The 14,217-nt window shown below is 64.9% G+C and carries 14 protein-coding genes; 3 read left to right on the forward strand and 11 right to left on the reverse strand.

Features of this window, described 5'->3' with window-relative positions; all coding sequences use genetic code 11:
- Positions 1–19: 19 nt before the first annotated feature.
- The 3 genes from QFZ40_RS20325 to QFZ40_RS20335 are packed head-to-tail and all read right to left on the reverse strand — an operon-like array spanning position 20 to position 2,541.
- Positions 20–1,099: a 4-oxalomesaconate tautomerase gene (locus QFZ40_RS20325; RefSeq protein WP_306906600.1), complete on the reverse strand. Its 1,080-nt coding sequence runs from the start codon at positions 1,097–1,099 to the stop codon at positions 20–22.
- Positions 1,086–1,796 carry a 4-carboxy-4-hydroxy-2-oxoadipate aldolase/oxaloacetate decarboxylase gene (locus tag QFZ40_RS20330; RefSeq protein ID WP_306906601.1) on the reverse strand — a complete coding sequence of 237 codons (711 nt, stop codon included), beginning with the start codon at positions 1,794–1,796 and terminating at the stop codon, positions 1,086–1,088. The genes QFZ40_RS20325 and QFZ40_RS20330 overlap by 14 nt, the downstream gene beginning before the upstream one ends.
- Positions 1,797–1,809: 13 nt before the next feature.
- Positions 1,810–2,541: a PIG-L deacetylase family protein gene (locus QFZ40_RS20335; protein ID WP_306906602.1), complete on the reverse strand. Its 732-nt coding sequence runs from the start codon at positions 2,539–2,541 to the stop codon at positions 1,810–1,812.
- A gap of 216 nt (positions 2,542–2,757) precedes the next feature.
- Here QFZ40_RS20335 and QFZ40_RS20340 point away from each other — a divergent pair, with 216 nt between their 5' ends.
- Both QFZ40_RS20340 and ligM read left to right on the forward strand, forming a co-directional pair.
- The gene (locus QFZ40_RS20340) at positions 2,758–4,143 is read left to right on the forward strand and encodes an aminomethyl transferase family protein (protein ID WP_306906603.1); all 1,386 of its coding nucleotides are present in this window, start codon (positions 2,758–2,760) and stop codon (positions 4,141–4,143) included.
- Positions 4,144–4,186: 43 nt separating this feature from the next.
- Complete coding sequence (gene ligM, locus QFZ40_RS20345) at positions 4,187–5,668, forward strand: vanillate/3-O-methylgallate O-demethylase (protein ID WP_306906604.1); 1,482 nt, start codon at positions 4,187–4,189, stop codon at positions 5,666–5,668.
- Position 5,669: 1 nt separating this feature from the next.
- Here the strand turns inward: ligM and QFZ40_RS20350 are convergent, their stop codons facing one another.
- Entirely contained in the window at positions 5,670–6,383 is a 714-nt protein-coding gene (locus QFZ40_RS20350) for a GntR family transcriptional regulator (RefSeq protein WP_306906605.1), read from the reverse strand.
- A gap of 96 nt (positions 6,384–6,479) precedes the next feature.
- Between QFZ40_RS20350 and QFZ40_RS20355 the strand changes: the two genes are divergently transcribed.
- Complete coding sequence (locus QFZ40_RS20355; protein WP_306906606.1) at positions 6,480–7,283, forward strand: NAD(P)-dependent oxidoreductase; 804 nt, start codon at positions 6,480–6,482, stop codon at positions 7,281–7,283.
- Positions 7,284–7,426: 143 nt separating this feature from the next.
- On the opposite strand, the gene QFZ40_RS20360 is transcribed toward QFZ40_RS20355, so the two are convergent.
- The 7 genes from QFZ40_RS20360 to QFZ40_RS20390 form a co-directional block, all read right to left on the reverse strand.
- Positions 7,427–7,663 (reverse strand): hypothetical protein, encoded by a 237-nt coding sequence (locus QFZ40_RS20360; protein ID WP_306906607.1) that lies wholly within the window; start codon positions 7,661–7,663, stop codon positions 7,427–7,429.
- A gap of 200 nt (positions 7,664–7,863) precedes the next feature.
- On the reverse strand, positions 7,864–9,087 hold the full coding sequence (locus QFZ40_RS20365; protein WP_306906608.1) for a pyridoxal phosphate-dependent aminotransferase: 1,224 nt from the start codon (positions 9,085–9,087) through the stop codon (positions 7,864–7,866).
- An 80-nt stretch (positions 9,088–9,167) separates the two neighbouring features.
- Positions 9,168–9,881 carry a DUF624 domain-containing protein gene (locus QFZ40_RS20370; protein WP_306906609.1) on the reverse strand — a complete coding sequence of 238 codons (714 nt, stop codon included), beginning with the start codon at positions 9,879–9,881 and terminating at the stop codon, positions 9,168–9,170.
- A complete protein-coding gene (locus QFZ40_RS20375) occupies positions 9,878–10,810 on the reverse strand; it encodes a carbohydrate ABC transporter permease (protein WP_306906610.1) in 933 nt (310 codons plus the stop codon). Before QFZ40_RS20375 ends, QFZ40_RS20370 begins: the two co-directional genes overlap by 4 nt.
- Positions 10,810–11,733: a carbohydrate ABC transporter permease gene (locus QFZ40_RS20380; RefSeq protein ID WP_306906611.1), complete on the reverse strand. Its 924-nt coding sequence runs from the start codon at positions 11,731–11,733 to the stop codon at positions 10,810–10,812. The genes QFZ40_RS20375 and QFZ40_RS20380 overlap by 1 nt, the downstream gene beginning before the upstream one ends.
- Entirely contained in the window at positions 11,730–13,013 is a 1,284-nt protein-coding gene (locus tag QFZ40_RS20385; protein ID WP_306906612.1) for an ABC transporter substrate-binding protein, read from the reverse strand. Before QFZ40_RS20385 ends, QFZ40_RS20380 begins: the two co-directional genes overlap by 4 nt.
- 68 nt (positions 13,014–13,081) lie before the next feature.
- The gene (locus QFZ40_RS20390; protein WP_306906613.1) at positions 13,082–14,095 is read right to left on the reverse strand and encodes a hydroxyacid dehydrogenase; all 1,014 of its coding nucleotides are present in this window, start codon (positions 14,093–14,095) and stop codon (positions 13,082–13,084) included.
- Positions 14,096–14,217 lie beyond the last annotated feature (122 nt).

Below are 14,217 nucleotides of genomic sequence, written 5' to 3' on the forward strand. Positions count from 1 at the left end.
GTCCTCTCAAAGGCCGGTGTCACAGGCGCGGACGCGGGAAGACGCGGCCGTCGAAGATCTTCCGCGCCGTGCGGAGCGCTGCCGAACCGGTGACCCGGAACCCTTCAGGGCCTGAATCGACTCCCACTTCAACATCGAAGTGGCCGGTGGGGTGCTCGATCCGCAGCGGCGCTCCGGGAGGCGGCAGTAAGGCGATTCCGTGGCCCACTGACCCCTCGGCGAGCACCCCCGCACCGACCGTCAGGGCACCCAGAACACCGATCGACGTATGCACCCGCTGCGGCAGGAAACTCCGGGTGGCAATGGCACCGCCATCCCGGGGCGGGGCCAGCAGGACAAGCTTCGGCACGGTGGCATCGCTGACATCCCCCATGCCCATCACTTTGGCCGCCTCCAGGCGGAGAGCACGGAGACGGTCTGCCAGACCGCCGTCGGCCTCCAGATCGGCAGGAGGTTCGTGGCCGGTCACACCCAGATCGGCGGCGCGTATCAGTACAGTCGGCATACCGTTGTCCACACACGTGACGTCCACGCCGTCGACCCGGTCCAGCACGCTGCCCGAGGGAAAGAGCGCGCCGGTTGACGAGCCGGCGGTTCCCTCGAAACTGAGCTTGATCGCACCTGCCGTTCCGGGGACGCCGTCGATCGGGAGGTCGCCGTCGTAGTCCACCACGCCGCCGGGAGTGGCGAACCGGGCGGTGGCGATGCTGTCCGTATTGACCATGCGGATCCGCACTTCGGTCTGCCCGTCCCCGGCCGGAACAAGGCCGCGCTCCACCGCGAAGGGACCGACGCCAGCCAGGATGTTGCCGCAGTTCTGGCGGTCGGTCACGAATGCCGTGTCGACGCCAAGCTGAAGGAACAGATAATCGACGTCGGCGCCGTCGTCGGGGGACGGTGAAATGACAGCGACCTTGCTGGTGAGCGGGTGCGCGGCACCAAGCCCGTCGATCTGCCGCGGGTCCGGTGTGCCCATGATCCGGAGGAGCAGGTTGTCACGTTCCTCGCGCTCCGCCGGAAGGTCAGTGGCAAGGAAGAAGGCGCCTTTGGACGTCCCCCCGCGCATGTACAGGCAAGGGATTCCGTCAACCATGCCCATGGCCGGCCTCGTACTCCGCCGTTGTCACGTATTTCACGCCCAGGTCATCCAGGACGCCTCGAAGCCGGTTGCGGTCCAGGCTCAGCTCGCCGGCAAGGTACGCTGCCCGCGATGCCGCCTCCTTCATCACCCTCGCATCGGCTGCTTCGAGGGCGGACTGCACGTCCAGGCGCGGCACGCAGAGCACGCCGTCGTCATCGGCCACGATGACATCGCCAGGGCGCACCACCGTGCCGCCCACCGTGATGGGCACGTTCACGGAGCCCGCTGTCGCCTTGACCGTGCCCTGGGCGTTGACCGCGGCGGACCAGACCGGAAACCCCATGGCCCGCAGATCGGCCACATCCCGGACCCCGCCCGTTGTCACGAGCCCCCGCACCCCCCGGTGCTGCAGCGCCGTCGCGAACAATTCGCCGAACGATCCGTCAAGGGAGGGGGAGGCGGTTGTCACCACCAGCACGTCACCCTCCCGGCACTGCTCCACGGCCGCATGGATCATGAGGTTGTCGCCGGGCCAGCAGAGGACCGTGACGGCTGAACCCGCAATCCGGACCCCTTCCTGAATGGGACGCAGCGAGGCGCCCACCAATCCTGTGCGCCCCATTGCCTCATGAACCGTCGCGACGCCGTGCGTTCCGAGTTTGTCGATGACGGAAGCCTCGGCCCGGCGGACATCGGTGACCACGACCGTCTTCATTCGAGGACCTTCTTCACTCGAGGACCTCAGTGACCTGGGGGTAGTAGCGCATGTACGCCTCTCCCTTGGTGTCGACCGGAAGGCCGAGGTTAGGGCCCGCGTTGCGCTTGACCTGGACACCGCGGCGCACGGCCAGTGACGTGTAGTAGTCCCACATGTGCTGCTGGGCCGGCAGGCACTTCATCGCCTGCTCCTTGGCGGGGAACGCGGCGGTGATGTCAAGCAGGACATCGGGCTTGAAGTCGCATTGTTCGGGCTGATGCGGCTCGAAGAAGAACACGGGCGGTGCCCCGAGCACTTCACCCGGGGCTTCGTAGCCAATCGCTTGGGCGAGGATCCTGGCATCTATTGCCAGCCTTGCAGCCGCTGGATGGTCACCGTTGTATGGGTCCAGCAGCGGATGCGTCAGCACGACGGTGGGCTGAACCCGGCGGTAGATCCGGACCAGCTCATCCAGCAGTTCCCGGCTCGGCAGAAGGGGGTAGTCGCCGGCGTCGAGGAATTCGATTTCTGCGCCGAGGGCCGCGGCGGCGGCCTCTGCCTCCTCGCGCCGGATGGCCTTGATTTCGTCCAGGGACTTCCCTGCCAGCCACTGGCTGGCGGACTCCCCGCGCTCGCCGTAGGAGAGGCAGACGACGACGGCGCGATCACCGCGGGCGGTCGCGGCGGCGATGGCGCCACCGGCCCGCCAGACGAAGTCGCCGGCGTGCGCGCTCACGACCAGCACAGTGCCTCCATTGGCCATGACGGGTCCTTCCCGGATCAATGTCGCATCCTCCGCGTCCTCCTGCCAGATAATCACTCTCTGGTACTCGGGTCAAGGCATCGGCTACAATTTTGTTACCAATCCTGATCCAAATGTTTGTTGCTGCCGCATCCCGGATTTCCCCGTGTGATCCCTGCCCTGAAGCGAAAAAGCCCTCAAGCGAAAAAGCCCGTTGAGCGAACTAAGGAGTTCACCATGACGGAGACATTGCAGGAAGCGATTGACCGGGCGGGCTCTCCTGTGGAACTGCTGCGCAATTCGCCGGCAAGGCCTACCGTCTTCCCGGTGACGCCCGAGTTCACTAACTGGCGCTCCGAGCAGCACTCATGGCGAACCGGCTGCGCGCTGCTGGACCAGTCCCACCACATGACCGACCTGTTCCTTCGCGGGCCCGGCGCCGAACGCCTGCTCAGCAGCCTCGCCGTGAATTCCTTCGCGAATTTTCCGGTTGACCGCGCCAAGCAGTTAGTCGCCGTGAACCACCAGGGCCACCTCATTGGTGACGGCATCCTGGCGCACCTCGACGCGGACTCCTACAACCTGGTGGGGCATCACATGGTGATCGACTGGGTGCAGTTCCATGCCGAGACGGGCGGCCATGATGTCGACGTGGAGCGTGACGGCAATTCCATCGTCCGCACTGGCGATCCCCGGCTGTTCAGGTACGAACTTCAGGGACCGACGGCGCCGGCCATCGTCGAGAATCTCATCGGCGGTCCGGTACCGCAGATCGGCTTCTTCCATATGGGCCGTTTCCCGATCGCCGGGCTCGAGGTCCGCGGCATCCGGCACGGGATGGCAGGCCAGCCCGGCTTTGAGCTGTTCGGGCCGTGGGCCGACGGCGCCCGGGTCAGGGATGCGCTGCTGGAAGCCGGTTCCGGTCTGGGCCTCACGCAGGTAGGGGCGAAGGGCTATTCGACGGCGAACCTTGAGTCGGGATGGGTGCCCTCGCCGGTCCCGGCGATCTTCTCGGACGACAGGTTGCGGTCCTACCGGGAGTGGCTTCCCGCCGCCGCGGCCGGGTCGCTCGGAGGCAGCTTCGATTCGCCGGACATCGAGGATTATTACCTGACACCCTACGACCTGGACTACGGGCGGTCGGTGGCGTTCGACCACGACTTCGTCGGACGGAAGGCACTTGAGACGCTGTCTGATGCTAAACCGCCCGGAGGTTCGCGCCGCCGCAAAGTAACGCTTGTGTGGAATCCCGACGACGTCCAGGAGGCCATGGGCTCGCTCCTTCGCCCCGGCCTCCCGGCCAAGTACATCGAGCTGCCGAAGGCGCGGTACGCCCTGTACCAGGTGGACCGGGTGCTCCGGGACGGCGCCACGGTCGGACAGTCCTTCGACTGCGGCTATATCGCCAATGAGCAGTCGTTTGTCTCGCTTGCCAGCATTGACACCGGCTTCGCTGGGGCCGGAACCGGGACCGAGGTCGGTGCCGAAGTTACGGTCCTGTGGGGTGAGCAGCCCAATTCGGCCAAGCTCCAGGTCGAGCCGCACCGGCAGGTTGCCGTCCGGGCTACCGTCGCCCCCGCTCCGTTCGTGCAGTACGCGCGGGAAAGCTACCGCGCCGCCTGACAGCCAGTCAAGAAATCCCACCGAACCCAAAGGAGAAAACCTGATGGCCCAGAAGACCCTGCAGGATGTCCTCGACGAGGCAGGCAACGCCGTCGAACTCCTGCGCAACTCCCAGCTTGGCACCTACATCTACCCGGTGGTCCCGGCGGAGTTCACCAACTGGCGGCGCGAGCAGCGCGCATGGCGCGAGACCGCCGTGCTCTATGACCAGTCGCACCACATGGTGAACTTCTTCATGAAAGGCCCGGACGCCGTGAAGCTCCTGTCCAATACCGGCATCAACAGCTTCGCCAACTTCCCGGTGAACACGGCCAAGCAGTTCGTGCCGACGGCGTCCAACGGCGGCGTCATTGGCGACGGCATCCTGTTCCACCTGGCCGAGCAGGAGTTCGTCTTCGTGGGCCGCGCGCCCGCCGCCAACTGGCTCCAGTTCCATGCCGAAACCGGAGGGTATGACGTCGAGTGGACCTACGACGACAGGTCGCCGTCGCGTCCCTACGGGCAGGCGGTCCACCGGGAGTATTTCCGCTTCCAGATCCAGGGGCCGAACGCCTGGCAGATCATCGAGAAGCTGAACAACGGAACGCTCGAGCAGGTGAAGTTCTTTCACATGGGACACCTGGGTATTGCCGGGGAGCAGGTCCGTACCCTGCGCCACGGTATGGCCGGTGCGCCCGGACTGGAACTTTTCGGGCCGTATGAGCACCACGGGAAAATCCGTGATGCCGTGCTTGAGGCCGGGGCCGAGTTCGGCATCGAACCGTGCGGCTCCCGCGCCTACTCATCGAACACCCTGGAATCGGGCTGGATCCCTTCGCCGCTGCCAGCCATCTACAGCAGCGAGGCCGAACGCGCCTACCGCCAGTGGCTGCCGGCAACGAGCTACGAGGCGATCAACGCGCTCGCCGGCTCCTACGTGTCCGCTGACATCGAGGACTATTACCTCACTCCCTGGGAGCTCGGCTATGGCTCGTTCGTGAAGTTCGACCACGACTTCATCGGGCGCGATGCCCTCGAGCGGATCGATCCTGCCAGGCAGCGTAAGAAGGTCACGCTGGCCTGGGACGACGAGGACCTCGCGAAGATCTGGGCCTCCTTCCTGGACCGCGATAGCCGGGGCTACCAGTTCTTCGACCTGCCGAACGCGAACTACGGATCATCGAACTACGACTCCGTGGTGGACGCCGACGGGACCGGCGTCGGGCTCTCACTCTTCACCGGCGTCACGGCCAACGAGCGGCGCGGGCTGTCCTTGGCCACCGTGGATCCCGAGGTCGAAATCGGCACGGAGGTCCGCATTATCTGGGGCGAACCCGACGGCGGAACCAGGAAGACCACGGTGGAACCGCACGATCAGTTCAGCGTGCGGGCGGTCGTCAGCCCGGCGCCCTACGCCGTCACGGCACGCACTGAATACCACGGCGGCTGGCGGACCGCGGCCGCTGCCGGCCGCGGAGACCCTGCCTCCGGAGACCCTGCCTCCGGAGACCGGGCCTCCGACGGCGGCCTCCGCAAGGGCGCGTGACTCAGATGCCGGCGATTGGCCCGGACTCGGGCGACGAAAGCTCCCGCAGGGCGTCGATCACGCTCAGCAGATGAACGCGGACGGCCTGCTCGGCAGCGGCGGGATCGCGGGCGACAACGCCGTCGATGATCGCCGCGTGCTCGAGTACCGAGACCTTCGCCCGCTGGGGACGCGACGAGAGCTTGAACTGGTGCCGGACGCTCTGCGCGTGCAGCCTGGCCAGCACCTCCGAGGCGGTGGCGTGGTGGCTGAGTTCCCGGATGCGGACGTCCAGGTACCTGTTCAGCCGCCCGTATTCAACAAGGTCGCCCTCCGCCACGGAATCGATCATTCGGGCACGCAGGCGGCCGAGTGCCTCGATATCCTCATCGGAGATGGTGGCCGCGGTCTTCGCCGCGCAGAGACCCTCGACGCCAATCCGTACTTCGAGGATCTCGATGGCCTCCTCCACTGAGATGGCCCTGACCCGGGATCCACGGTTCGGCATCCGCTCGACCAGCCCTTCGCCGGCGAGTTCGAGCAGCGCGGTGCGGACCGCGGCGCGGCTGGCCGAGAACTCCGCACTGAGGTCCGCCTCGATGAGCCGTTGGTTCGGCGCATACTCGCCCTGGATGATCGCGTTCCGAATGACGTCTGTCACCCTCGGGTCGGCTTCGGCCGCCCCTTCGGCTGCGGCTTCGGTTGCCGATGAAGCATCGTCGGGGGCTGACGACATGTGCATTTCCTCCCAGAATCGCCGGACAGGGAACGGGCCCCAATACGGGTCACCATTTTGTCTACAATCTTAGGAGCATCGGAGGTAAGTGTCCGCATGCGCGTCGCCGTATTAGGCCTCGGGGAGGCCGGAAGCATCTATGCCGCCGATCTTGCCCGGCGGGGGCTGGCAGTACGGGCGTTCGATCCCGTGGCACGTCCACTGCCGCCCGGTGTCGGGCAGGCCAGCGACATCGCCGCGGCAGTCCGCGGGGCTGCCGTCGTGTTTAGTCTCGTCGGCGGGCAGGCCGCTGAGACCGCCCTGGAGGAGGCTCTGCCTGCGATGGAGCCGGCAGCCATCTTCGCTGACATGAATACTGCCAGCCCTGCGCAAAAGCAGCTGCTCGCGAAGCGGGCGGACGGGAAAGGCATCCTGTTCGCCGACGTGGCCATCCTCGCCCCGGTGCCCCGCGCCCGGATCGAGGCGCCCCTGGCAGTCAGCGGTCACGGAGCGGTGGAGTTGCTGCGCGTCCTCTCCGGGTTGCAGATACCGGCGGCCTATGTGGGCGATGAGGCCGGAAGTGCGGCCGGACTGAAGCTGCTCCGCAGCGTGTTCATGAAGGGACTTGCCGCTACCATCCTCGAATCCGTCACGGCCGCCAGGGCCATGGGGGCGGAGGAGTGGATGGTCAATCAGATCGCCACAGAGCTTGGCCCCTGCGGCCCTGAACTAGTAACCCGGATACTGGAGGGCACGCCGGCTCACGCCTTCCGCCGCGGGGTGGAGATGGGCGAGGCGCGGCTGTTCCTTGAATCCTTGGGTACCCCGCACCCGATGACGGACGGCGCAATCGAGTGGCTGCATTCATTGTCGCCGTCGGATCCTTCGCCCTCCGATCCAACGCCGTCCGAACCAGGATGACGAGGGTCGTTCCCCTTGGCTCCTCCTCGATGCCGGCGAAGCTGTCAGTCCGGGCATGCGGCGCGGCGGGCAGTCCTTACTGACTACACCCACAGCGGTACATGCATGGTCTCTTGAAGCAACAGGCCTTGAAACAAAGCGCTTCAGGCGACCCGCCAGACGGTGCACTCGTCGGTATTGATCGCTTTGCGCAGTCCCGTGTGGCGGTCCATGATCCAGACGACGCCGATGCCAGGTGCTGTCTCCTGGACGCGTCCGCGGCGGATCACCACGTCGTCGTAGCTGGGGCCCACGGACAGACGAGCTTCGATTTCATCCCCGCGGTGGAGCTGATCCAGGGTGCGGACCCGGGTTACATGGGTTTTGGTTTCCTTCACCATGGCTGCGCCTCCTGAACTGGAGTTTTGCCTGCTCTTGCCGGCCCTTCCAGTATGGCCGGGCAATGTTGCGTCTTCGTTTCCTCACGGTTAGGAACCGGTTAGTTCTCCAAGCCGGTCCTGTTTCCACTGCCTGCATCGAACCAAGGGGAGGGCGTAGGCCCTTTCGAGCCGGCGGCCGCCGGGGCTGGCCGTGTAAACGGTTAGTCCGGGCTGCTGCGGTACGCCGCCAGGAAGGTGGAGATCCGTCGCACCGCTTCCTCAATGTCCAGTACCGACGGGAGGATCACAAAGCGGAAGTGGTCCGGCTTGGGCCAGTTGAAGGCCGAACCGTGTGAGACGAGGATTTTTTGGTCCTTCAGCAGGTCCAGGACGAACTGCTCGTCACTCCTGATCGGGTAGAGCTCCGGATCAAGGCGTGGAAAAAGGTACATGGCTCCCGCTGAAGGAACACATGTGACGCCCGGGATGGCCGTGAGGAGCTTGAAAGCAAGGTCGCGCTGGTCGCGCAGCCTGCCGCCTGGCCTGACCAGCGCGTCGATGCTTTGATAGCCGCCCAGGCAAGTCTGGATGGCATGCTGGGCCGGGACATTGGGGCAGAGGCGCAGCGAGGCGAGCAGTTCCAGCCCTTCCCGGTAGTCCAGAGTGGCCGAGAGGGGACCGGTGACGGCCACCCAGCCGGCACGGTACCCTGGCATGCGATAGGCCTTCGACAGGCCGCTGAATGTCAGGCAGCAGATGTCCTCCGCCACCGAGGCGGTATGGATATGCTCGGCGTCTTCGTAAAGTACTTTCTCGTAGATCTCATCAGAGAACAGGACGAGGTTGTGCTTGCGGGCCAGGTCGGCGAACTGTTCCAACACGTGCCGCGGGTACACGGCTCCCGTGGGATTGTTCGGATTGATGATCACGATCCCCTTGGTCCGCCCGGTGATCTTTGCCTCGACGTCGGCCATGTCCGGCCACCACTTCTCGTCTTCGTTGCAGAGATAGTGCACGGGCTGGCCGCCGGTTAGGGTCACGGCGGCAGTCCAGAGCGGATAGTCCGGTGCAGGGACGAGGATTTCGTCGCCGTTTTCCATGAACGCCTGGAGGCACATGGAAATGAGCTCGCTGACGCCGTTACCGATGAAGATGTCCTCGACGCCGATCTGCATGAGGCCACGCGTCTGGTAGTACTGCGAAATGGCTGTCCGCGCCGAGAAGATGCCCTTCGAGTCGCTGTAGCCCTGGGCGCCGCGGAGGTGGTGGATCATGTCCACCACCACTGACTCGGGCGTCTCCAGCCCGAAAGGCGCGGTGTCCCCCAGATTCATCTTGAGGATACGGTGCCCCTCGGCCTCCATCTGCTTGGCCGCCTGGAGGATCGGTCCCCGGAGTTCGTACCGGACATTCTGGAGTTTGCTGGAGTGCTGCATGGCGCGCATGGTTGATCTTTTCACAGCGTTGTGCGCTTTGGGGCCGGCGGGCCGGCGGGTTCGCCCGGCCTGCTAACAGGCCCGGCCGGTCAGCTGTCCTGGAGGGCCGCCTGGAATGCGAAGGCGGCATTGCTCCACAGCACAAAGAGCAGCGGTGCCGGGGCCAGGGCCACGCCAATGACGGGCTGGACCAGGACCGCTGCCGCGATGATTCCCAGCAGCACCAGGGCCGCAAGGCTGAGGTACCAGCGCCGGACTGAGAGATACAGCGAGGCTTTCAGGATGGCCCGGGTGCTGACCTGCGGCAGCAGGACGATTCCAGCAAGCACCGTCACGGCAACACAGACGACGGCGGTGAGGGCCAGCGCGATCAGCGGCACCAGCACGGCGGCGGCCGGCATCACCTGGACGATGGCCAGGTCCACGCCGAGGAAGCCGATGCCTGCCACGGCTGCCAGCCCTGCCGGGGCGGCCCGCCGGAAGGAATCCCGGTAGCCGCGCAGGAAAGCCGCAACCGGCCTGACGGCCGGTCCCTCGGCCTCCTTCAGCGACTGGAAGGCGGAGAAAGCCGCCGCCAGTGACGGGGCCACGGTCACCGACAGCAGCAGGAAGAACGGCCACGCAGCCACCGGATCCGCCACCAGGGACAGACCCAGCAGCAAGGGTGCGTTTGCCGCAGCGAGCAGGACGTTGACGGCAAGGAAGGCGTAAATGAAGCCAAAAATCATCCCGAACGTCTCAAAGCCCGGGCCCTGCCACCTCCGCCGCAGCGGCTGCACGGTGTGCTGGCGCACGCTGCTCATCCCTTCATTCCGCTCGTTGCGATGCCCTGGATGAAATACCGCTGACCGATCAGGAAGATGACCAAGATGGGCACAATGGAGATGACGGAGCCGGTCATGATCATGGCGAATTCAGCGTCGAACTGGCCCACGAAGGACCGCAGTCCCAGCTGGACCGTCCACAGCCTGTTGCTCGTGAGGTAGATAAACGGCCCCATGTAGTCGTTCCACGCGTTCACGAAGGTCAGCAGGGCGAGGCTGGCCAGCGCTGGTTTGGACAGCGGCAGGATGACCCGTGCCCAGATGCCGTACTCGCTGAGGCCGTCGATGCGGGCGGCCTCGCAGAGTTCATCGGGGATGGTCATGTAGTACTGGCGCATCAGGAACACCCCGAACGCACTGAAGGCCTGGAGCAGGATGAGGGCGTTGAAGCTGTTGGTGAGCCCCAGCTGCTGCATCATGATGTACTGCGGCACCATGTAGGCCTGCCAAGGGACGGCGATGGTGCCGATGTAGGCCAGGAACAGCACGTCCCGGCCCGGGAAGCGGACCTTCGAGAAGCCGTACGCCGCGAGGGAACCGGTGAGGACCTGCAGGCACGTGATGATCACGGCCAGGTAGAGCGAGTTCTGCAGATACCCCATCATCGGGATGCGGGTCCAGATGTCGGTGTAGTTGCTCCACACGAATTCGGCTGGAATCCACTGGATGGGGACGGTGAGGACCTGGTTGTTCTCCTTCAGGGAGGAGGAAACCATCCAGATGAATGGCACCATCAGCGCCAGGACCAGCACCGCCAGGACACCGTAGATGATGACGTTGGTGGTGCGCGCCTTCCGTTCCCGGGGTGAGCGACTTCTTTGCGTACGACGGCGGTCTTCCGGTGCCGCGGGGGCTGCGCCTGCCAGGAAAGGTGCCTCGGCCTTGAGGTCTTCGGCCATGTTGGTCATCAGCGTTCCCTCCGCTGTTGGAGCTTGAATTGCAGGACGGTGACCGTCAGGACGATGACAAAGAGCACCAGGGAGATGGCCGAGGAGTAGCCGAACTTCCCGTCGCCGATGCCCTCCTGGTAGATGAGCTGGGACAGCACCGTGGTGGCCCGCCCCGGTCCGCCGTTGGTCATCACCACGATCAGGTCAAAGACCTTGAAGCTGGACACCGTCAGCATGACCACCACAAAAAACGTGGTGGGCCGCAGCGACGGCAGGGTGACATTCCAGAAGCGCTGCCACGGGCTGGCGCCGTCCACTTCCGCTGCTTCGTAGAGTTCGGTGGGGATGGCCTGGAGCCCGGCCAAGTACAGGATCATGTAGTAGCCCATATCCCGCCAGACGCTGGTGATGATCACGGCGGGCATGGCCCAGTCGGAGCTGGAGGTCCAGCCAGGAGCTTCGGCGACGCCAACCGCGTGCAGGAACTGGTTGATTGGACCGCTGTCGGGACTGAAGAGCATGTTCCAGACGACGGCGACCGCCACCAGTGAGGTGATGTACGGGAAGAAGATGGCCACCCGGAAAAAGCCGATGCCCTTGAGCTTGCGGTTCAGAAGCAGTGCCAGGACCAGGGCAAGGGCCATGGTCAGCGGAACGTGTCCCAGAGCGTAGGCCACCGTGTTGCGCAGTGCCACCCAGAAGGTGTCGCTTTGGACCATCCGCTGGAAGTTGGCCAGGCCCACCCAGCGCGGGGCGCTGAACGACGTCCACTCCATGAAGGAGAGGGCAAAGGCTGCAAGGACGGGAATCAGGGTGAAGGCCAGGAAGCCCAGGAAGTTCGGAAGGATGAACGTCCAGCCGATCAGCGTGTTGCGCCGAGCCTGTTTCCGGTTGCCCCGGCTGTGGACAGCCGGGGCCCGCGTGATTGTTTCCGTAGTCACTGGCCCAGGACTTCGCTCGTGACCCGCTTGCCCATTTCAGCGATGCCGTCAGCCACGGAGCGCTCGCCCACCATAACAAGGTCGTGTTCCTGGTTGAGGATCTTGTCGATGGCTGCGGACTTGTCGCTAACGGGCATTTCGAGGGCGGTTTCGTCCGGGGTGAAGGCCTTCTTGGAGAGCTCGTCGGTGGGTAGGCCGTCAAGCTTGAAGTAAGCCTCCGTCACCGCGTCATTCTTCAGGGCCGGGACCACACCGGTCTTGGCGATGGCCTTGGCGCCCTCCGCACCGGCGGCCCATTCGATGAACTTCTTGGCTTCCTCGGAGTGGGCGGCATTCTTGTTCACGGCGAAGGCAGTGGGGGAGCCGAAGGTAGTGACGTCGCCGCCGGACTTCTTCTGCGGCATCGGGGCCAGACCCCAGTTGACGTTGGTCTTGCCGGCCTGTTTGGCGGCCACAATGCCGGAGATGTACCAGGTGCCCATCGGCATCATGGCTGCCTGGCCGGTTTCGAACATGGTGCCGTAGCTGGCCTTCTGGCTCTTGGCCGTGCCGAAGTCCAGGGTGGCGCCGCTCGTCTGCAGGTCCAGGGCGGTGTTGTACTGGTCCTTGAAGAAGGAGTAGTCGCCTCCGATGAGGTCGCCGTGGTTCTGGGCGGCCGCGATGGCCTGTATGACGGAGCGCCAGGTGTGCTGGTATGTGCCGTACACCTTTTTGCCGTCGGCAGCGGTTCCTGTGAGTTTCTTGGCGAGCTCGGCGTATTGGTCCCACGTGATGTTCTTGGGTTCTTCCAGCCCGGCGGCCTTGAAGAGGTCCTTGTTGTAATAGAGCAGCCAGAAATCCTGCCGGTACGGCGCTGCGAAGTATTTTCCGTTGAGGTCGAAAGCATCCAGCCCGGCGAGGTTGTCCTTATCCAGGGCGTCCACCACGCTGTTGATTTCCTGGAGCTGGCCGTTGTTGGCGTAGCGGGAGTAGTCAATGACGTTCTTCATGGTGAGCACATCGGTGGTGTCACCGCCGGCGAGCATGGTGGTCACCTTCTGGGGGTAGTCATCGGCCAGGATGTCCACGGGCTCAATGTCCACGTTGGGGTTGGCGGCCTCGTAGCCGTCGAACAACGCCTTGAACTCAGGTGATCCTTTGTAGTTCCAGACGGACACAGTCAGGCGGGTCTTGCCCTCCTGGGCCTGCGGCTCCGCCGGACCGGCGGCACCCGCGCAGGCGGTCAGGCCGAGGCTTGCGGTTGCGGCGAGGGCTATCGCCGCGAGAGTGGTGCGCTTCATTGCGGATCTCCTTATGTGAGGGGTTCGGATCCGCCGCTGCTGCGGCGGTGTTGTTGGAAGCTGGTTGGTTATGCGATGAGGTCCAGATGTTCTGCCAGGACCTCGGCCGTGAGGTCTTTGCCTGCCAGGTACCGTTCAAGTTCGCTGATGGCGACGTCGGACATGCGGCGTGTTTCCGTGCCCAGGGATCCCGCGATGTGCGGCGTGATCACCACGTTGGGCAGGTCGTAGAGCACCGAGCCGGCGGGCAGCGGTTCCGGTTCGGTGACATCGAGGATTGCGTGAATGCGGCCCGTGGCGCAGGCGGACTCCAGGGCGTGGGTGTCAACCAGGGAGCCCCGCGCCGTGTTGATGAGGGTGGCGTGGTCCTTCATGGCTGCGAGCTGTGCCGCACCGATCATGTGCCGGGTTTCCGTCAGGGCGGGGGCGTGGATGGTGACGACGTCGGAGGCCGGAATCAACTCCTCGAGCGTCACCAGGCGTGCCCCGGCTGCGGCGACAGCCTCGGGATCCGCATACGGGTCCGCAACCAGGCAGGTGACATCCTGGAGTTGCCGGACGAGCTCCACCACCCGCCTCCCGATCCGGGAGAAGCCGACGACGCCGATGGTGCGGCCGATATTGCCGAGTTCGCCATGGGCACTCACATACGACCAGTCCTCGCGGGAAATCCTTGAAGCGTTCCCCAGGACCTGTGCCTTCTTGCCGGACAGGACAATGGACGCAAACGTGAACTCGGCCACGGGGATGGCATTCGCCTCTGCCCCCGTGGTCACCAGGATTCCGCGCTGCCACAGTTCATCCGTCACAAAGGACCGCACGGTGCCGGCGCAGTGGAAGACGGCGCGGAGGCGGGGCATGCGGTCCAGTGCTTCGCTGTCCAGCCGCGGAACACCCCAGCTGGTCAGCAGGACTTCCACGTCGGGCAGGAGCGAAGCGATCTCCGGGTCAGCCAGTGAATCGGTCCAGGCCGGGGCGCCGAGTTCCACGAGGCCAGCGAGTCGACCCATCCGGATGGCATCGAACTGGTCTTTCATAGTGGAGCTGTTCATCAGCAGGAGCGCTGTGGGCTTGCGCGGCATACCTGGGCCGTCCCTTCCTGTGTCGTCCGGTGGGGATGCGCGGCCGTTGCCATGTCTTGCGTCACATCCAGAAAAGAGTACATACTCATACTCACAAGAAATCAATCAATCAAAACAGACTT

Origin of the sequence: Arthrobacter pascens, from assembly GCF_030816475.1 — a bacterium.
Taxonomy (GTDB): Bacteria; Actinomycetota; Actinomycetes; order Actinomycetales; family Micrococcaceae; genus Arthrobacter; species Arthrobacter pascens_B.

Coding starts and splice junctions, on each gene's coding strand:
- QFZ40_RS20385 (WP_306906612.1), bottom strand. CDS start 13,013: ATGAAGCGCACCACTCTCGCGGCGATAGCCCTCGCCGCAACCGCAAGC.
- QFZ40_RS20325 (WP_306906600.1), bottom strand. CDS start 1,099: ATGGGCATGGTTGACGGAATCCCTTGCCTGTACATGCGCGGGGGGACG.
- QFZ40_RS20350 (WP_306906605.1), bottom strand. CDS start 6,383: ATGTCGTCAGCCCCCGACGATGCTTCATCGGCAACCGAAGCCGCAGCC.
- QFZ40_RS20375 (WP_306906610.1), bottom strand. CDS start 10,810: ATGACCAACATGGCCGAAGACCTCAAGGCCGAGGCACCTTTCCTGGCA.
- QFZ40_RS20335 (WP_306906602.1), bottom strand. CDS start 2,541: ATGGCCAATGGAGGCACTGTGCTGGTCGTGAGCGCGCACGCCGGCGAC.
- QFZ40_RS20365 (WP_306906608.1), bottom strand. CDS start 9,087: ATGCGCGCCATGCAGCACTCCAGCAAACTCCAGAATGTCCGGTACGAA.
- QFZ40_RS20390 (WP_306906613.1), bottom strand. CDS start 14,095: ATGCCGCGCAAGCCCACAGCGCTCCTGCTGATGAACAGCTCCACTATG.
- QFZ40_RS20355 (WP_306906606.1), top strand. CDS start 6,480: ATGCGCGTCGCCGTATTAGGCCTCGGGGAGGCCGGAAGCATCTATGCC.
- QFZ40_RS20360 (WP_306906607.1), bottom strand. CDS start 7,663: ATGGTGAAGGAAACCAAAACCCATGTAACCCGGGTCCGCACCCTGGAT.
- QFZ40_RS20370 (WP_306906609.1), bottom strand. CDS start 9,881: ATGAGCAGCGTGCGCCAGCACACCGTGCAGCCGCTGCGGCGGAGGTGG.
- QFZ40_RS20340 (WP_306906603.1), top strand. CDS start 2,758: ATGACGGAGACATTGCAGGAAGCGATTGACCGGGCGGGCTCTCCTGTG.
- ligM (WP_306906604.1), top strand. CDS start 4,187: ATGGCCCAGAAGACCCTGCAGGATGTCCTCGACGAGGCAGGCAACGCC.
- QFZ40_RS20330 (WP_306906601.1), bottom strand. CDS start 1,796: ATGAAGACGGTCGTGGTCACCGATGTCCGCCGGGCCGAGGCTTCCGTC.